The organism is Microbacterium memoriense (assembly GCF_025398275.1).
In the GTDB taxonomy this organism is placed as follows: Bacteria; Actinomycetota; Actinomycetes; order Actinomycetales; family Microbacteriaceae; genus Microbacterium; species Microbacterium memoriense.
The window spans coordinates 130414-147896 of record NZ_JAODOR010000011.1 but is presented as its reverse complement, the minus strand read 5'-3'; the positions used below and the strand labels follow the sequence as shown (position 1 = coordinate 147896).

General features: G+C 69.1%; 16 protein-coding genes. 8 read left to right on the top strand and 8 right to left on the bottom strand.

Translation table 11 applies throughout. The annotated features are described in order from the left end of the window. Positions 1-243: 243 nt before the first annotated feature. From N4R40_RS10045 to N4R40_RS10025, 5 genes are all read right to left on the bottom strand, one after another. On the bottom strand, positions 244-744 hold the full coding sequence (locus tag N4R40_RS10045) for a methylated-DNA--[protein]-cysteine S-methyltransferase (RefSeq protein WP_261607237.1): 501 nt from the start codon (positions 742-744) through the stop codon (positions 244-246). Next, a complete protein-coding gene (locus tag N4R40_RS10040) occupies positions 741-2327 on the bottom strand; it encodes a DNA-3-methyladenine glycosylase 2 family protein (RefSeq protein ID WP_261607434.1) in 1587 nt (528 codons plus the stop codon). Before N4R40_RS10040 ends, N4R40_RS10045 begins: the two co-directional genes overlap by 4 nt. A gap of 80 nt (positions 2328-2407) precedes the next feature. Beyond that, positions 2408-4015, bottom strand: coding sequence for a bifunctional phosphoribosylaminoimidazolecarboxamide formyltransferase/IMP cyclohydrolase (gene purH / locus N4R40_RS10035; RefSeq protein WP_261607236.1), 1608 nt, complete (start codon positions 4013-4015; stop codon positions 2408-2410). A 25-nt stretch (positions 4016-4040) separates the two neighbouring features. Then, positions 4041-4631, bottom strand: a complete 591-nt coding sequence (gene purN, locus N4R40_RS10030; protein ID WP_261607235.1) for a phosphoribosylglycinamide formyltransferase — start codon at positions 4629-4631, stop codon at positions 4041-4043. Positions 4632-4635: 4 nt separating this feature from the next. Continuing rightward, the gene (locus tag N4R40_RS10025; protein WP_261607234.1) at positions 4636-6018 is read right to left on the bottom strand and encodes a cell division protein PerM; all 1383 of its coding nucleotides are present in this window, start codon (positions 6016-6018) and stop codon (positions 4636-4638) included. A 100-nt stretch (positions 6019-6118) separates the two neighbouring features. Between N4R40_RS10025 and N4R40_RS10020 the strand changes: the two genes are divergently transcribed. The 6 genes from N4R40_RS10020 (at position 6119) to N4R40_RS09995 (ending at position 11484) form a co-directional block, all read left to right on the top strand. After that, positions 6119-7585, top strand: a complete 1467-nt coding sequence (locus tag N4R40_RS10020; RefSeq protein ID WP_261607233.1) for an NCS2 family permease — start codon at positions 6119-6121, stop codon at positions 7583-7585. 48 nt (positions 7586-7633) lie between these two features. Continuing rightward, positions 7634-8566 carry a hypothetical protein gene (locus N4R40_RS10015; RefSeq protein WP_261607232.1) on the top strand — a complete coding sequence of 311 codons (933 nt, stop codon included), beginning with the start codon at positions 7634-7636 and terminating at the stop codon, positions 8564-8566. Positions 8567-8646: 80 nt separating this feature from the next. Continuing rightward, positions 8647-10011, top strand: coding sequence for a hypothetical protein (locus tag N4R40_RS10010; RefSeq protein WP_261607231.1), 1365 nt, complete (start codon positions 8647-8649; stop codon positions 10009-10011). Continuing rightward, the gene (locus tag N4R40_RS10005; RefSeq protein WP_261607230.1) at positions 9993-10589 is read left to right on the top strand and encodes a hypothetical protein; all 597 of its coding nucleotides are present in this window, start codon (positions 9993-9995) and stop codon (positions 10587-10589) included. Before N4R40_RS10010 ends, N4R40_RS10005 begins: the two co-directional genes overlap by 19 nt. Next, the gene (locus tag N4R40_RS10000; RefSeq protein ID WP_261607229.1) at positions 10586-11170 is read left to right on the top strand and encodes a hypothetical protein; all 585 of its coding nucleotides are present in this window, start codon (positions 10586-10588) and stop codon (positions 11168-11170) included. The genes N4R40_RS10005 and N4R40_RS10000 overlap by 4 nt, the downstream gene beginning before the upstream one ends. Beyond that, a complete protein-coding gene (locus N4R40_RS09995) occupies positions 11155-11484 on the top strand; it encodes a hypothetical protein (RefSeq protein WP_261607228.1) in 330 nt (109 codons plus the stop codon). Before N4R40_RS10000 ends, N4R40_RS09995 begins: the two co-directional genes overlap by 16 nt. Before the next feature lie 77 nt (positions 11485-11561). Here the strand turns inward: N4R40_RS09995 and sucD are convergent, their stop codons facing one another. Together sucD and sucC are read right to left on the bottom strand one after the other, a co-directional pair. Beyond that, positions 11562-12464, bottom strand: coding sequence for a succinate--CoA ligase subunit alpha (gene sucD / locus N4R40_RS09990; protein WP_261607227.1), 903 nt, complete (start codon positions 12462-12464; stop codon positions 11562-11564). A gap of 17 nt (positions 12465-12481) precedes the next feature. Continuing rightward, positions 12482-13648, bottom strand: a complete 1167-nt coding sequence (sucC, locus tag N4R40_RS09985) for an ADP-forming succinate--CoA ligase subunit beta (RefSeq protein WP_261607226.1) — start codon at positions 13646-13648, stop codon at positions 12482-12484. A 159-nt stretch (positions 13649-13807) separates the two neighbouring features. Here sucC and N4R40_RS09980 point away from each other — a divergent pair, with 159 nt between their 5' ends. Next, on the top strand, positions 13808-14485 hold the full coding sequence (locus tag N4R40_RS09980) for a TetR/AcrR family transcriptional regulator (RefSeq protein ID WP_261607225.1): 678 nt from the start codon (positions 13808-13810) through the stop codon (positions 14483-14485). A gap of 71 nt (positions 14486-14556) precedes the next feature. Here N4R40_RS09980 and N4R40_RS09975 read toward each other — a convergent pair whose 3' ends face one another. Further along, the gene (locus N4R40_RS09975) at positions 14557-16281 is read right to left on the bottom strand and encodes an acyl-CoA dehydrogenase (RefSeq protein WP_261607224.1); all 1725 of its coding nucleotides are present in this window, start codon (positions 16279-16281) and stop codon (positions 14557-14559) included. A 121-nt stretch (positions 16282-16402) separates the two neighbouring features. Between N4R40_RS09975 and N4R40_RS09970 the strand changes: the two genes are divergently transcribed. Then, positions 16403-17443 carry an ATP-dependent DNA ligase gene (locus N4R40_RS09970; RefSeq protein WP_261607223.1) on the top strand — a complete coding sequence of 347 codons (1041 nt, stop codon included), beginning with the start codon at positions 16403-16405 and terminating at the stop codon, positions 17441-17443. The last annotated feature ends 40 nt before the right edge of the window (positions 17444-17483 follow it).

Genomic DNA, 17483 nt, shown 5'->3' with positions numbered 1-17483 from the left:
GCGGCGGTGCCCGAACGAAGCTGTGGGGGAACGCGTGAAGCGGCGGGTCGAGCCGCCGCGGACAGGTCGGAACTATCCCTGACGCGTCCGGAGCCCACGCGGAAGGACAGCAGCCGGCTTCGTGGCAATGACGATGGCCTGATACATAGCTACCTCCTCGGTGCGGCGGACACAGTGCCGAGGTTTCCGATCGGGAAACACCACAGCCCTCCAGACTATGTGCGAGGCTTCACCGCGTGCAAGTCACCCGCGCAGGATTCCCGCGGCTTCGCGTGCCAGGAGTGATCGCTTCACGTCGGTGCCCCAGGCGAATCCGCCGAGAGACCCGTCCCCACGGAGCACGCGATGGCAGGGCACGAACAGTGCCGGGGCATTGCGGGCACAGATCGACGCTGCTGCCCGCACTGCGGTGGGCCGGCCGAGTTCGGCCGCGAACTCGCTGTAGCTGAGGGGATGGCCGGGCGTGATGCGACGCAGGGCCGCCCAGCCCTCCAGCTGGAACGCCGTGCCCTGCGCCGCGACCGCGACGGTGTCGATCGCCGCGAGGTCGCCCGCGTAGTACGCGTGCACGGCAGCGGCGGCATCCGTGTCGCTCTCGCGGACATCAGCAGGCGGAGCCGGCACTCGGCCGAGGACGGCGCGCTGGTCGCCGGTCCAGCCGCTCGCGAGCACGCGCTGGCGCGCATCGACGAGCAGGGTGAAGGGACCGTCGGGGGTGTCGAGGGTCTGGATGGTCGCGGTCATGAGAGTTCCTTGTCGGCCGGGAGGGGTTCCGTCGTATGGCCGGTGGGGCTGGTGAGTGCAGGAGTGGCCCCTGCGGTCCCCTTCGCGCCACGGGCCCTACGACTCGACGCGGGTCCGGGCGCGGCGCGCCAGAGATGTGCCATGAGGTAGCTCCGCCAGGGAGCCACGCGGGCCGACCACGCCTCGAACCCCCGCGGATCGGCGGGGATCCCGGCTGCTGCCGCACCGGCCCGGACGGCGACATCGCCGGGCAGGCACACATCGGTGTCACCCAGCACGCGCATCCGGACGTAGTCGGCGGTCCACGGCCCGATCCCGGGCATGGCCATCAGGGCCGCACGCTGGGCGGGACCGTCGTCGCCCGATGTCAGCGTCAACGACCCGTCGGCGAGCGCGGCGGCAGCCCCCGTGATGGCACGAATGCGGGCCCCAGGTCCACGGAGGACCTCGTGACCGTGGGCGGCGATCGCGGCCATCGTGGGGAAGAGCCGGTCGGTACCCGCGTGCGCGGTCACCCGCTCCCCCAGCGCGTCGGTCAGCGCAGTGAGGGCCGTCGTCGCGGCGGCAACAGTGACCTGCTGGCCGATCATGGCCCGGATCAGCATCTCGTGCGGGTCGGCAGCGCCGGGGACGCGGATGCCGGGGATCCGAGCGACCAGTGGCTCGAGCGCAGGGTGTGCCGCAAGAGCCGCATCGACGGCCAGAGGGTCGGCGTCGAGGTCGAAGAGTCGCCGCGCACGGGCGACGAGCACGGGCAGGTCTCGCATTTCGGACAGGTGCGCGCGCAAGTGCGCGCGGCCGACACCGTCGATGCGGAGCTCGAACCACGCGTGTCCTCCGGGAAGGCGGAGGGTGCGCGCGAACGCATCGCCGCGTGCCGTTTCCGCTCCGCGGACGGCGCGTGCCGCCATCCATGCGAACAGTCCCGGGGCGTCCAGCGGCCCGCGATACGGCAGCACGAGGTCTATCGCCGCGCGCACCCCGTCCGGGCCCGCTGAGTTCTCGGCTGCACCGCGAAGCGTACGGGCGGGGCGTCGGGCACGCAGGTCGAGGGGCGGCATCCCGAACACCTCGCGGATCGTCTCGTTGCACTGACGGATGCTGGAAAAGCCCGCCGAGAACGCGACGTCGGCGACAGGCAGATCGGTGGAGACCAGAAGCAACCGTGCCGTGTGCGCCCGCTGGGCGCGTGCGAGCGCGAGCGGTCCCGCGCCGAGTTCTGCCGTCAGCAGCCGGGTGAGATGGCGCGACGAGTACCCGAGCCGCTGAGCGAGGCCCGGAACGCCCTCGCGCTCGATCACCCCGTCGGCGATCAGTCGCATCGCGCGGGCCGCGACGTCACCGCGCAGATTCCACTCGGGGGATCCGGGTGCAGCCTCCGGCAGGCACCGCTTGCAGGCCCGATACCCGGCTTCGTGCGCGGCGGCCGACGTGGGATAGAAGGTGACGTTGGCCGGTTTCGGGGTGCGCGCCGGGCAGCTCGGCCGGCAGTAGATCCCGGTCGAGCGCACGGCGGTGACGAATTGACCGTCGAAGCGCACATCGCGCGCATCGATCGCCCGATAGCGCTCGTCGAAGGTCATGGCGGGGATCACTCCCCCAGCCTGACACGCCGCCGACATCCTCTCTAGCGGAAATCGGACACCACAGCCCTGCGTGCGGGTCAGTGGAAGAAGTGGCGCTCTCCGGTGAAGAACATCGTCACGCCGGCCTCGCGGGCGGCGTCGATGACCTCCTGGTCGCGCACCGAACCGCCCGGCTGGATGATCGTGGTGATTCCGGCGTCGATGAGCACCTGCGCTCCGTCGGCGAAGGGGAAGAAAGCATCGGATGCTGCCACCGACCCCGCCGCGCGGGCTCCCGCGCGCTCGACGGCCAGGCGGCACGAGTCGACGCGGTTGACCTGCCCCATGCCGATGCCGACAGTCGCCGAGGCCTGCGCGAGGACGATCGCGTTGGACTTGACCGCGCGGCAGGCTTTCCACGCGAACGCGAGGTTCGTCTTCTCACTGTCGTCGGGCATCTCGCCGGTGACGAGCTCCCAGCCGTCGACGAGCGACTCGATCTCGGCGGGGAAACGGTCGGCATCCTGCAGCAGCAGGCCGCCCGAGACGAGCCGGACGTCCATGCGCTCCTGCTGCCAGTCGGCGGGCAGGCGCAAGACGCGAAGGTTCTTCTTCAGGCGGAAGACCTCGAGGGCTTCGGGCTCGAAGTCCGGTGCGACGATGACCTCGGTGAAGATGTCGCGGAGGTTTTCGGCCATCTTGAGGGTCACCGTACGGTTGGCCGCGATCACGCCGCCGAAGGCCGAGACCGGGTCGCACTCGTGCGCACGGAGGTGGGCCGAGGCGATCGGATCGAGGGCATGGGCGGATGCCGTCGCGATGCCGCACGGGTTGGCGTGCTTGATGATCGCGACCGCCGGCTTGACCATGTCGAACGCGGCGCGGAGGGCAGCATCGGCGTCGACGTAGTTGTTGTACGACATCTCTTTGCCCTGCAGCTGCGTCGCCTGTGCGATGCCGTGACCGCCGACGCGCGAATAGATCGCGGCGCGCTGGTGCGAGTTCTCGCCGTAGCGGAGGGTTTCGAGCCGCTCGGCCTTGATCGTGAGGTGCTGCGGCAGCTCGCCGTCGAGGCTCAGGGTCTCTTCCGCGAACCAGGCCGCCACGGCGCGGTCGTAGTCGGCCGTGTGCGCGAAGGCGCGTGCCGCGAGCTCGCGGCGCTGCCCGAGGGATGTGCCACCCTGACCGATGGCCTCGATGATCGTGTCGTACGAGGCGGGCGAGACGACGATCGCGACGTTGGCGTAGTTCTTCGCGGATGCCCGCACCATCGCCGGCCCGCCGATGTCGATCTGTTCGACGACAGCATCGCCGGTCGCGCCGGAGGCGACGGTCTCGATGAACGGGTAGAGGTTCACCACGACGAGTTCGAACGGCAGGATGCCGAGATCGTCCAGTTGCGCCTCGTGGTCCTCCAGGCGAAGGTCGGCGAGCAGGCCCGCGTGCACACTCGGGTGCAGGGTCTTCACACGGCCGCCGAGGGATTCCGGGAATCCGGTGATCTCGGAGACATCGGCCACCGTGAGTCCGGCGTCGCGCAGCAGCGCAGCCGATCCACCGGTCGAGACGATTTCGACGCCGGCCGCGGCGAGCGCCTGGGCGAGCGGCAGCAGTCCGGACTTGTCGCTGACCGAGATCAGTGCGCGGCGCACGGGCACGATGTCGCGCGGACGGTAGAGGGCGGGGTCGATGGACGGACCGGCCATGCGGAGCTCCTGTGTTCGGGGATGTTCAGGTGGTGAAAGATGCGAGGTCGAGGTCGCCGGCACCGATGCGGCGGACCACATCGATCAGCAGCCGTCGCTCGACCGGTTTGATGCGTTCGTGCAGCGTGTGCTCGGTGTCATCGCCCCGCACGGCAACACGCTCCTGCGCGAGGATCGGGCCCGTATCGACGCCCGTGTCGACCACGATGACGCTCGCACCGGTCTCGGAAACGCCGGCGGCGAGGGCGTCACGGACGCCGTGCGCCCCGGGGAATTCCGGAAGATACGCCGGATGCGTGTTGATCAGGCGCGGTGCCCACGCGTCGACGACGCCCGCCGGGAGCAGGCGCATGAGGCCGCTCAGGACGACCAGGTCCGGTGACCAGACCTCGAGGTGACGCTGGAGCTCCTCGCCCCAGGCCGCGCGGTTCTCGAACTGCTCGAACGGCACGAGGAACGTCGGGATGCCGAACGCCTCGGCGTGTGCGAACCCGTCGGCCTCGCGGTCGGCGCCGACCACGACGATGCGCGCGGGGAAATCGGGCTCGTCAGCAGCCTCGAGAAGGGCCCGGAGATTGGAGCCTGTACCCGAGATGAGAACGGCGACCGTGAGCACCCGTTCAGTCTACCGGCGGGCGCGGCCTCGGTTCGGCGCGCGCGTCGTCGCCGAAATCGAGCTCGAGAGGGATGGTGTCCCCGGCATCCGCCGTCGGGGGGATGTCGCCCGCGGACGGGGTGTCTGTCGCCGGGACATCGTGGTCGAACGGGATGGCCGCCGGGACGAACGCCCGCTCGGCCGGCACGTAGGTCTCCCACTCGGTCTGCGGCGTGTGTCGCGCGGGGGTGAGCAGCGCGATCGCGACGCCGACGCCGATCTCCAGCCCGACAGCGAGGGCGACCGGACCCGGGTCGGGGCCGACGACCGCGAGGCGCCCGGGACCGACGGAGCCGGACGCCACGACCGACAGCAGGGCAGCCGCGGCACCACCGAGGACCGTGATTGCGGCGAGGACCGCGAGCCGCGGCGCCGCGCCGACGTTGCCCAGTCGTGCCCGCGCGGCCCACCCGGCCAGGAACCCGACGGCGATCACGGCGAGGATCGTGAGGAGCATCCAGAAGCTGAAGGTTTCGGGCACGATTCCGAGGATCGGGATGCCGGGGATCACGCCCAGGCTCGTCCCGGCGGGTGACACGTTCGTGCCGACGCCGATCGCAAAACCGGGCCCGGCGGCGAAGGCCATGCCCCACACCGCGAGGTTCGGCAGATAGGCCAGCTGACCGAGGGTGAAGACGATCGCGCCGACGACGTCGACGTGAGCGGCTTCGTAGAGGGCGACGACCTCGCCGCCCCGGATCACGAGTCCGACGACCACGAGCAGCGCGCCGACACCGAGCAGGCCCGCGATCGCGACCCCGAGTCCGGTCGCGGCTGCAGCGGCCTCCCCGTGCTGGCCGAGGCGCGGGCGCACGGCGTCGACGGGACCGTCGTCGCCCACGCGCCAGGCGACGACGACCGCGGCGATCAGCGCGGGCACGACGAAGACCAGCGCGGGAGCCAGGACCGCCTGCCACGTGAAGATCGCCGCGACGGGGTTGCCGGAGCTCAGCCGCACGAGCACGGCGATCGCGGCGAAGACGAAAGCGCCCGACGCGACGCCGAACAGGCCTGCACCCGCGCGGGCGGCGCGGGCTCCCGATCGCGCACCCGCAAGCGCGCTGAACCCTGCGAATGCCAGGGGGGCGAGCGAGAGCGCGAACTGCGCGGCATCCTCGGGGATGCCGGTCACCGCCAGGTACTCCGCCGGGAGCGTGACGTGCAGCGGCACGAGGTGGCCCAGCTGCCAGAGTCGCGCAGCGGCAGGCCAGAGTGCACCCCAATCCACTCCCCCGCTGAAGCCGATGACCCACAGCACGGTCAGCGGCGCGAGCGCAGCGACGAGTCCGACGGCAGCGGTGATGACGGCGTCGAAAGCGGCGAGGAGGGTGACGAGGAGGCGATTCATGCGGGTTCGACCCTACCGACCACCGGCTCGGGTCACGGTCGGCCACGCCCCGGTCTCCGGCATCCGCCCATACCCGCTACGTTTCTCCAGGAGGATACTCATGAGCGCACCCACGTCGGCCGATCAGGCTGAAGGCACCACACCCGCACGCGGTCTCGACCGCTTCTTCGAGATCACGAAGCGCGGATCGACGATCGCCACCGAGATCCGAGGAGGGCTCGTCACCTTCATCACGATGGCCTACATCGTGATCCTGAACCCGATCATCCTCTCCGGCGGCACCGACGTTGTCGGCGACAACCTCGCGTTCACCCAGGTCGCCGCTGTGACCGCGCTGACCGCGGGCGTCATGACGATTCTGTTCGGACTGGTCACCCGCCTCCCGTTCGCGTTCGCGGCAGGCCTCGGCATCAACTCGTTCCTCGCGGTATCCGTCGTCGGCCAGGTGACCTGGCCTGAGGCGATGGGTCTCGTCGTCATCAACGGTCTGCTGATCGTGCTGCTGGCCGTCACGGGCCTGCGCCGCATGATCTTCGAGGCCGTCCCGCTCGAGTTGAAGACGGCGATCACGGTCGGTATCGGTCTGTTCATCGCGTTCATCGGATTCGTCGACTCGGGCTTCGTCACGTCGACCGGTCAGAGCTCACCCCCCGTCGGCCTCGGTGCGTCCGGGTCGATCGCGACGGTCCCGACGCTGTTGTTCGTCGTCACGCTGTTGCTCTGCGGCGTCCTGATGGCGCTGAAGATCAAGGGCGGACTGCTCATCGGCCTCCTCTCGGGCACGGTGCTCGCGATCATCGTCGAAGCGATCTGGAACCTCGGCCCGAAGTTCGGGGCAGACGGCACCGTCAATCCGGGTGGCTGGAGCCTCTCCGTGCCCGAGCTGCCCGCGTCGTGGGTGAGCCTGCCGGACCTCAGCCTGGTCGGCCAGTTCGACCTCTTCGGCAGCTTCGGCCGCATCGGTGCCCTCGCGGCGACCATGCTGATCTTCACGCTCCTGTTCACGAACTTCTTCGACGCGATGGGCACGTTCACGGGCCTGTCCCGCGAAGCGGGACTCGCGGATGAGAAGGGGAACTTCCCGCGACTCAAGTCGGCGCTCGTCGTCGAGGGCATCGGCGCCGTCGCCGGTGGCGCGACGTCGGCGTCGTCGAACACGGTGTTCATCGAATCGGCATCCGGGATCGGCGAGGGAGCCCGCACGGGGCTCGCGAACCTCGTCACCGGCGTGTTGTTCCTGCTCGCGATGTTCCTGACCCCACTGACCTCGATCGTGCCGACCGAGATCGCCGCAGCGGCCCTCGTGATCGTCGGTGCGCTGATGATGTCGCAGATCCGCCACATCGATCTGACCGAGTTGTCGGCGCTCATCCCGGTGTTCCTCACCGTCACGGTCATGCCGCTCACGTACTCGATCGCCAACGGCATCGGCGCGGGCTTCATCAGCTGGGTCGTCATCCGTTCGCTCTCCGGCAAGGGCAAGAAGATCAGCCCGCTGTTGTGGGTCGTCGCCGCCGGATTCGTCGTCTACTTCGCGCGCGGCCCGATCGAGGTCCTTCTCGGCTGAACGCTCCGGGATGACGGCGTCGCGTCGCGCGGTCGATAGGCTCTTCCGGTGACCAGAAGAAGAGATCCCGACGTCGCCGCCGAGTGGATCCGTGGGGCGTTCGGCTGGATAGTCATCGCCCTCGTGGCGATCCTCGTGATTCCGCTCGCGATCATCGCGGGCATCGGCGTCGCGCAGGGCACGGTTCCCTCGTCGGATGCCGGGGGCATCTTCGGCGCGGGGCCTGGGTATCCCGTCTTCCCGCCCCCGTACTGGCTTCTGTGGATCCCCGCGCTCGGCGCATTGGCGCTCAGTATTGCGACGTGGCGATACCCCGGCCAGTTCATGGACTCTCTCTTCAGCGCCCGCTGGGACCTCGGCATCGTCTCGTTCTTCGGCGCGTCGACCACGCTTGCGGCGTCGGTCATGTTCGGTGCTCCCTATCTGTGGATCGTGCTCGGCGCCGTCGTGCCGTGGGTGCTGGCACTCTTGGTGGTGCTCTCCCGGGGTGTCTGGGATGCAGTGTCGGATGCGGCGGCAGCCTTCCGGCCGACGAAGAAAGCAGATACTCGTCGTCCGCGTGAGGAGCAGAAGGATCGCGCATCGATCCCCGCACTTCAGATCACGGCGGACGGAGACACCTGGAAGCGGTCACGCCAGCACCTCACCCTCCAGGACGGCGACCCGCGGAAACTCTCCGTGGACATCTTCGACAGCGCCACCAACGACCTCGGACTGGCACGCGCGCTCGTGCGCGCGATCGACGGCGAAGACGCCATACCCCCGCGCTCGACGCCGTTCACCGCCGGACCAGGAACGGCCGTGCGCACGGTCCGCACCCTCGCGGGGCGAGGAACGCCCACGGTCACCGCGACCTGGCACTGGGATGACGGAAAGCGCGCTGTGCTGATGACCGTCGAGGGCGTGGAGCCGGACCGGTTCGCCGCCGTCGAGGCCGAGCTCGACCGCCTGGCGGGCGGCATCCGGATCGGCTCTGCTTGACTCCGCCGCAACATGGGGAGTCCTCCCCATCGCGCCGCCCTGCACGCTCCGCCTAGCATCGTCGAGGAAGGGAGCAGCCGATGGAACTGCCCACGACGATCGCACCGATTCCGGGCGATCCCACCACGATCCGCACGCGGGCCTCGCGCTACGCACGGACCGCTGATGCGATCCTCGACTCCGTGTCGGGTTTGCGCACCGCGATCGCGGAAACGCGCAACCACCGCAGCGATGCGTTGGATGTCCTCGCGGAGAACGCCACGGCGGTCGCCGACAAACTGGCCACCCTCGAGAACCGCTACCGCGTGGCGTCCGACGCCCTCGGAGACTTCGCCACCGACCTCGAAACGGCACAGGCGCAGGCTGCGCCCATCGTCGAGGAGCAGAGCGACGCCCAGGCGCAATTGACCTACGCGAACGGCCGCATCCGCGAGTTCGAACGTCAGCGCCTGTCGATCACTGATCCGACCGAGATGATCGATCTCAATCAGCAGCTCATCCGCATGCACTCGCGGGCGAGCACACACCAGGGAACACTGTCGTCAGCGCAGACCCGGTTCAACACGATCCTGGAGACTCTCCGTCAGTCCGGCAGGAATGCCGCCTCTCGATTCGAGACGGCCACCAACGGCGACGGCCTCAACGACTCGTTCCTCGACAACGTGCTCGGCTGGGTGCAGGAGAACGCCGAGATCCTGAAGGCGATCCGACAGGCACTCCAGGTGATCACCGCGGTTCTGTCCGTGCTGAGCTTCGTCTTCCCGGTGCTCGCCCCGTTCGCCCTGGCCGCGGGCCTCCTCACCGCGGGGCTCAGTCTGCTCCTCGCGGCCGCCGGTGAGATCTCCTGGGTGGACTTCGCCCTCGACGTCCTCGCGGTCGCGACCCTCGGCGTCGGCGCGATCGCCTCGCGCGGCGTGGGCCAGGTCGTGAACCTCATGCGCGCCAACCGGCTCGCCGTCGTCAGCAACGCCCTGCCGCAGGCGAGCGCCCGGGGCTTCGCCGCCGCGTCGCGGTTGGTCACCAACCAGTTCGACAACGTCCTGAGCGGCGCGCTCACGACCGTGAAGACCCCGATCCCCGGACTCTCCCTCGGGCAGAATTCACCGGCATTCCTGCGCCGCGCCGTCGAGCTGATCACCGCGAAGGGCGGATCCAACGCCGACTTCCTGCGCCTGCTGCAGAATCCGACCGTCACGGGCAGCAACGCCACGATCGAGGCTCTCACTGCTCTCGGCCAGACGCACCGCTTCACACAACAGCTTGCGACCGGTACCAACCTGGTCTTCCAGCAGGCTGATGCGACCCTCGGTGAGCGACTGCCGGCCCTCTTGGATGCTCTGCCCGACGGGCTGACCGACAACGTCGTGGGCGACGCACTGAACGGCGCCTCGGACTGGTACAACGACAACGTCCACCAGGCGAGCACGTGGCGGGTGGGCTCGTGACGGCCGCCGTGATCGCTCACCGGCCGCGCTATGTCGTGCCGCCCGGGTGGGCGTCCATTCCGGTCAGCGCCGAAAACAGTGAGACCGCTCGGAAAGTGTTCCAGGATGCGTGGCAGAGCGGTCCGCGCGACAGCATCGGGCCGTTCATCCACCGCCTCGAAGCGTGGCTCGCATCGGTCCTGGACGACGCACGAGACGCCGACTGTTTCGCGGTCATCCTGCCGTTGGGCGTGCCGTGGCAGGTCCCGGTCTCCACCGCGATCTCCCTGAGCCTCGTACCGGCGGCGTCCGCAACCCTGCCCCCGGGTGGCGAGGTGCGCGAGACGGATGCCGGGCCGGCGCGCCGAGTGGTCACGGAGCCGTCGACCGAGGGAGCGGATGCCGAGGAGCTGTCGCTCCTGCGCACGATCGAGTACACGTGGGTCGCCCCGGGCGAGGACGCTCTCCTTATCGGATTCGCCTCGATCTCCGGTCAGCCCGTACCGGAGTTCACGCCGGTGACCGATGCCCTGTCCCTGCTGGTCGAGACGATGCTCGAGGCACTCGACTGGCCGCCCGCGAGCGAGGAGCGCTCATGACACTTCAGGTGAACGCCGACCCCGCCCGCTGGATGTACATCCCCGCGAGGTTCCCCTGGCAGGGCTACGCCCAGCTGGAGGATTGGAGCTCGACCCTCGTGGCGACGCTGTCCGACCTCCACGGCTACGACACCGACCAGCAGGATCTCTTCCGCGCCTACGCGGAAGGTCTGTCCCGCGGAGTCGAGACCGGTGAGCACCGCTATGGGTATCTCACGCAGCCCCACGTGGAGGTCGCGATCTCCAGCTTCTACGAGTGGCACCGGCTCGACGTCGATGACGACGAACTGCTCGGGCTCCTCGACGATCGTGCCGTGCGTCCCCCCACCGTCGAACCGTTCGAGAGCGACGCACTCGGCGTCGGCGCGGTGAGTGTGCGTCACGTCGCCGACCCGGACGGCACCGTGAGCGCGGTGGCGCACTGGGTGTGGCGGTTGCCCGACCGCGACATCATCATGGTGATCGGCGACGCAGACATCCCGCGCTTCCTGCGGTTGCGCCCCGTATACGACGAACTGGCCCGTGCGATCGCGATCGTGCCGGGCGATGAGGGAAGGAGCTCGATATGGCCGGCAGCCTGAGACTCGACACCGAGCAGGTCCAGCAGGTGGCGAACGACATGCATCGTGTCACCCGCACGCTCGAGAACGCGGCAGCCGACGCGTCGAGCCTCGCGTCGGTCATCCCGGTGAGCGAGCTCTCGCGCGCTGTGGAGGACTTCGCGGGCGGCTGGGACGACAACCGGAGAAACCTGATCAAGGAGGTCTCCGCGCTCCGCGAGCAGGCCGCCGCGGTCGCGCAGGCGTTCGACGACGTCGATTCCCAGCTCGTCGACGCGCTGACCCGACCGCCCGAGGCGGCCGCCCCGGCGACGCACGGCCCGACCGCCGTCTGACATCCGATCCGTCCGGTCCGGACAACGACGAAGGGGTGGATGCTCTCGGCATCCACCCCTTCGTCGTTGGCAGCGCGTTACAGCGCGGCGATGACCTCGCGCATGAGAGCGGCGGTCTCGGACGGCGTCTTGCCGACCTTGACGCCAGCAGCCTCGAGGGCCTCCTTCTTCGCCTGCGCCGTGCCTGCGGAGCCCGACACGATGGCGCCGGCGTGGCCCATGGTCTTGCCCTCGGGGGCGGTGAAGCCGGCGACGTAGCCGACGACGGGCTTGGTCACGTGCGCCTTGATGTAGTCCGCCGCGCGCTCTTCGGCGTCGCCGCCGATCTCGCCGATCATGACGATCGCCTTCGTCTCGGGGTCGGCCTCGAACGCGGCGAGCGCGTCGATGTGGGTCGTTCCGATGACGGGGTCGCCGCCGATGCCGATCGCGGTCGAGAAGCCCAGGTCACGCAGCTCGAACATCATCTGGTACGTGAGAGTGCCCGACTTCGACACGAGACCGATCGGTCCTTTGCCGGTGATGTTGGCGGGCGTGATGCCCACGAGCGCTTCACCGGGCGTGATGATGCCGGGGCAGTTCGGACCGATGATGCGGGTCTTGTTGCCCTTGCTCTGCGCGTACGCCCAGGCCTCTGCCGTGTCACCGACGGGCACACCCTCGGTGATGACGACGAGCAGCGGGATCTCGGTGTCGATGGCTTCGATCATCGCGTCCTTCGTGAACGCCGGCGGCACGAACGCGATCGACACGTCGGCGCCGGTCGCGGCGATGGCCTCGGCCACCGATGCGAAGACGGGGAGCTCGACGGCGTTGCCGTCCTTGTCCGTGTGCGAGACCGTGGTGCCGGCCTTGCGCGCGTTGACGCCGCCGACGACCTGGGTGCCGGCCTTCAGCATCAGCGCCGTGTGCTTGGTGCCCTCGCCGCCGGTGATGCCCTGGACGATGACTTTGGAGTCCTTGTTGAGGTAGATAGACATTTCTCTGCTTCCGATTCTCAGGCGTTCGCCAGCTCGGCGGCCTTGTCGGCGCCCTCGTCCATACCGGCGGCGAGGGTCACGAGCGGGTTGTTGGCGGCGGCGAGGATCGCGCGGCCCTCGTCGACCTGATTGCCGTCGAGGCGCACGACGAGGGGCTTGGATGCCGCGTCACCGAGGATCTCGAGCGCCTTGACGATGCCCTCCGCCACGGCGACGCACGACGTGATGCCGCCGAAGACGTTGACGAACACGCTCTTCACCTGCGCATCGCCGAGGATGACGTCCAGGCCCGCGGCCATGACGGTCGCCGAGGCGCCGCCACCGATGTCGAGGAAGTTGGCGGGCTTGACGCCGCCGTGGTTCTCACCGGCGTAGGCGACGACGTCGAGCGTCGACATGACCAGGCCCGCACCGTTGCCGATGATCCCGACCTGGCCGTCGAGCTTGACGTAGTTGAGGCCGGATGCCTTGGCCTTCGCTTCGAGCGGGTCGGCCGCATCCTTGTCTTCGAGCTCTTCGTGCTCGGGGTGACGCACCTCGGACGCGTTGTCGTCGAGGGTGACCTTGCCGTCGAGCGCGATGATGTTGCCGCTCGCGTCGAGGATGAGCGGGTTGACCTCGACGAGCGTCGCGCCCTCACCCTTGTAGACGTCGTAGAGCTTGACGAAGACGTCGGCGACCTTCGGCGCCAGCTCGTCATCGAAACCGCCGGCCTTGGCGATCTCGAGCGCCTTCGCGCTGTCGATGCCGGTCAGCGGGTTGACCTCGATCTTGGCGAGGGCCTCGGGGCGCTCGACCGCGAGCTCCTCGATCTCCATGCCGCCCTCGACCGAGCACAGCGACAGGTAGGAGCGGTTCGATCGGTCGAGCAGTACCGAGAAGTAGAACTCCTTCTCGATCTGGGCGCCCGCGGCGACCATGACCCGCTTGACGACGTGTCCCTTGATGTCGAGGCCGAGGATCGCCTGCGCTGCTTCAAAGGCTTCGTCCGCGGTCTTGGCGACCTTCACTCCGCCGGCCTTGCCGCGGCCTCCGGTCTTGACCTGGGCCTTGACGACGACCACACCGCCGATTTTCTCGGCTGCGGCCTTCGCCTCCTCAGGGGTGTCGGCGATGATGCCGGCAAGCACCGGCACCTCGTACTTCTCGAACAGGTCTCGTGCCTGGTACTCGTAGAGATCCACGTGCAATCCTTCGCTGGGCGACTGTGGTTTCGGTGCCGAAAGTCTCTCGATGTCGAGAGATCGACCAGTATGTCAGCCTAGTACGCGAACCTGAATGCCCGTGCCCGCCTGCGCTCGCCCGGAGGTGCGGGGCGCGGCATGCGCGTTAGGCTCTCCCCCATGAGTGAGCCCGCTCCGACGACCGCCCGCAACACCGTTGTTGCCGCTGCGCTCGACCTGTTCGCCGCCCAGGGATTCGAAGCGACCTCGGTCGAGCAGATCGCACAGGCGGCGGGGGTGTCACGGTCTACGTTCTTCCGCCAGTTCGGCGGCAAGGACGATGTCGTCTTCAGCGATCACGACGTCTTGTTGTCCCAGTTGCGGACGTTCCTCGCCGAAGCCGACGCGACCGCGACGACCAATCCGTGGGCGACGGCGTGTGCGGCATCCGTCGAGGTCTTCCGCCACTTCGCCGCCGAACCCGAACTCGCTCGCCGCCGCTACGCGGTCGTGCGTCAGGTGCCGGCGCTCCGCGAACGCGAGATCGTGACGGTCTTCCAGTACGAGCGCCTGTTCGACGAATATCTGCGGGCGGCATTGCCCGGGCTCGACCCGATCGACGCGGTCGCTTTCTCCGCCGCCGTGACGGCGGTGCACAACCACGTGTTGCGTCGACTGCTCCGCGGGACGGACGACATCTCCGAGTCGGTCCTCACCGAAGCGTATGAAGGACTTCTGCACCGCTTCGGCGTGCACCCCGATGGCGAAGATGCCCGCACCGACGACGTCGTCGTCGCGGTCTTCCCGCGCCGGATGCCGGCCGCCGAGGTCGCCCGCCGCCTCCGCGACTCCTTCTAACGCTTTCTCCCCCTCCGCTTTCCCCTCCCCCTGGCGGCGCGCTCGGCGGGGCACAAGGGCCCCGGCGCGGGTCAGGCGATCTCGCCGGAGGCCACGGTCTCGGCCAGGGCGTGCACGCGCGGCAGGTGGTGGGCGCCGTAGAAGTCCGCGGCGGTCAGGCGGGCGGCATCCTGCGCGTCGGAGGTGGCGTGCGCGAGCACGGCCGCCACCGCGAGGGCGTGCATCCACGCGCCCGCGAGCGTGCCGAGCAGCATGAGATACGGCACGCTGACGGCGTGCGCGTCGCGCGGAGAACCTGCGAAGCCGAGGACATCGTCCGTCGCGCGGCGAGCAGCCGCGACGGCGCGATCGAGCCGCTCGGCCATGCGCGCCGCGACCGGCTCGTCGCTTCTGCGCAGCCCGTCCGCCGTCTCCGCGATCTGCGCGAAGAGCGCCTCCGCCGTCGCGCCACCATCGCGAAGGACTTTTCGCCCGATCAGATCGTTGGACTGGATGGCCGTCGTGCCCTCGTAGATCGGCATGATCCGCGCGTCGCGATAGTGCTGCGCGACACCGGTCTCCTCGATGAAGCCCATGCCGCCGTGCACCTGGATCGCGTCGCTCGTGAGGGCCACGGCATCCTCCGTCGCCCATCCCTTGAGAACCGGGACGAAGAACTCGGCGAGAGGAGTGACGGCCGGATCGGCGTCGGCACGGTCGAACAGGTCGGCGACGTAGACGCCGAGAGCGCGCATCGCGAAGATACGGCTCGACATCGACAGCAGCATCCGCCGTACGTCCGGATGCTCGGCGATCGGCGCGCCGGCACCACGACCCTGCACACGGCCCTGCGTCCGCGACTGCGCGTAGGCGACGGCCTGCTGATACGCGCGATCGGCGATGCCGGTCGCCTGGAAACCCATACCGATGCGTGCGGAGTTCATCATGACGAACATGCCGGCGAGACCGCCCCCGACCTCGCCGACGAGGTAGCCGGTTGCATCCTCGTAGGACAGCACGCATGTGGGGCTGCCATGGATGCCGAGCTTGTGCTCGAGCGCGACGGTCTCGACCGCGTTCCGCGCGCCGAGCGAGCCATCTGCGCCGACGAGCAGGCGGGGGGCGACGAACAGCGACAACCCCTTCGCACCCTCGGGAGCTCCGGGGGTACGCGCGAGCACCAGGTGGACGATGTTCTCGGCGATGTCGTGGTCACCCCACGTGATGAAGATCTTCTGACCGCGGATCGCCCAGGTTCCGTCGTCCTGCGGCGTCGCCATCGTGCGGATGCCGCCGAGATCGGTGCCGGCATCGGGCTCGGTCAGGTTCATCGTCCCGGTCCACTCGCCCGAGACGAGCTTGCTCAGGTACGTCTCGCGGATGTCGTCGGATGCCGCGGCGTCAAGCGCGTGGATCTGTCCGGCGGTCAGCAGCCAGCACAGTGCGAAGGCGGCGTTGGAGGCGTTCCAGATCTCGCCGAGCCCGGCCCGGACGGCGCCCGGCAGTCCGTCACCACCTGCCGAGACCGGGGCCTCGGCCGTCACCCAGCCGGCGTCGACGAACGCACGGTACGCCTCGGCGAAGCCCTCCGGCATCCGCACCCGGCCGTCCTCGAGCCGCGCGCCGACACGATCGCCGACGGCTTGAAGCGGCGCGAGGACCGATGCGGCGAACTCCCCCGCGCCGGCGATCACATCGGTGGCATCCTCAGCGGTGAGTTCGCCGTCGGTCGCGCGCGCGACGACGTCGGCGCCGAACACCTCGCGATAGAGGAAGGTGTAATCCTCGACGGGCGGCTGATACGGGATGGTGACCATGATGTGTTCCTCGCGAGACAATCCAGATGAGACTGAGGACCATCATACGTGCCACTCAGTCTCAAACGCTGCTGAACAGACACCCCTCGCTGTGCGCGGCTCGGCGCGGCAGGATGGGGAGATGCCGTATGAGATCCCCACACCGATGCTCGCGAAAGCCGTCGCCGGGATCCCCGACCCTGCGAAGATGCCCGGCGGCCTGAGCTTCGAACCGAAGTGGGACGGGTTCCGCGCAATCGTCTCGTGGGACGGCGCCGAGGTCGTGATCGGATCGCGGGGCGCGAAGCCGCTCACGCGTTACTTCCCCGAACTCGTCGATGCCTTCGCTGAGCTTCTGCCTGAACCGTGTCTGCTCGACGGGGAGATCGTCGTCGCCACGGGCGAGCCGGCCCGTCTGCAGTGGGACGCACTGTCGCAGCGCATCCACCCCGCCGCCTCGCGAGTGGCGCTCCTTTCGGCCCAGACGCCCGCGATGTTCATCGCGTTCGATCTCCTCGCCCGCGGCGACCGCGACCTCCAGTCGGAGCCGTTCTCGGTGCGCCGCGCCGAGCTTGAATCCTTGATCGCTGCGGTTCCACCGGGGCCCATCCACCTCACCCGGACGACGACGGATGCCGCCCTCGCCGCACGCTGGCTCGCCGAATTCGAGGGTGCCGGGCTCGACGGTGTCGTCGCCAAACCACTCGATCAGCCTTATGCCCCGGGCGCGCGCACGATGCTGAAGATCAAGCACGCTCGGACGGCGGATGTCGTCGCGATCGGCTACCGCATCCATAAGAGCGGGCAAGGGGTCGGGTCGCTGCTGGTCGGTCTCTACGGTGCGGACGGTGAGCTCCACGGGGTCGGCGGAGTCGCCGCCTTCACCGACGCGCGCCGCCGGGATCTCATCGACGAACTGGCGCCGCTGGTTGCCCGGGGCGACGACGGTGATCCGCTGACCGGGGCCTCCGATCGTTCGCGGTTCACGGCATCCAGCGACGTGTCGTTCGTGCGCCTGCGGCCCGAACGGGTCCTCGAGGTGCGCTACGACCAGCTCGAAGGCCACCGTTTCCGCCACACGGTGCAGTTCGAGCGGTGGCGAGAAGACCGCGATCCGCGCTCGTGCACGTACGAGCAGCTGGAGACGGTCGCCGCCTACGATCTCGCGGACGTCCTGGGCTGACGCGGCCGAAAACGGGTTCGGGCCCGCAGCGGCGCCGGAC

Coding starts and splice junctions, on each gene's coding strand:
- N4R40_RS10045 (WP_261607237.1), bottom strand. CDS start 744: ATGACCGCGACCATCCAGACCCTCGACACCCCCGACGGTCCCTTCACC.
- N4R40_RS10040 (WP_261607434.1), bottom strand. CDS start 2,327: ATGACCTTCGACGAGCGCTATCGGGCGATCGATGCGCGCGATGTGCGC.
- purH (WP_261607236.1), bottom strand. CDS start 4,015: ATGGCCGGTCCGTCCATCGACCCCGCCCTCTACCGTCCGCGCGACATC.
- N4R40_RS10025 (WP_261607234.1), bottom strand. CDS start 6,018: ATGAATCGCCTCCTCGTCACCCTCCTCGCCGCTTTCGACGCCGTCATC.
- N4R40_RS10020 (WP_261607233.1), top strand. CDS start 6,119: ATGAGCGCACCCACGTCGGCCGATCAGGCTGAAGGCACCACACCCGCA.
- N4R40_RS10010 (WP_261607231.1), top strand. CDS start 8,647: ATGGAACTGCCCACGACGATCGCACCGATTCCGGGCGATCCCACCACG.
- N4R40_RS10000 (WP_261607229.1), top strand. CDS start 10,586: ATGACACTTCAGGTGAACGCCGACCCCGCCCGCTGGATGTACATCCCC.
- N4R40_RS09995 (WP_261607228.1), top strand. CDS start 11,155: ATGGCCGGCAGCCTGAGACTCGACACCGAGCAGGTCCAGCAGGTGGCG.
- sucD (WP_261607227.1), bottom strand. CDS start 12,464: ATGTCTATCTACCTCAACAAGGACTCCAAAGTCATCGTCCAGGGCATC.
- N4R40_RS09980 (WP_261607225.1), top strand. CDS start 13,808: ATGAGTGAGCCCGCTCCGACGACCGCCCGCAACACCGTTGTTGCCGCT.
- N4R40_RS09975 (WP_261607224.1), bottom strand. CDS start 16,281: ATGGTCACCATCCCGTATCAGCCGCCCGTCGAGGATTACACCTTCCTC.
- N4R40_RS09970 (WP_261607223.1), top strand. CDS start 16,403: ATGCCGTATGAGATCCCCACACCGATGCTCGCGAAAGCCGTCGCCGGG.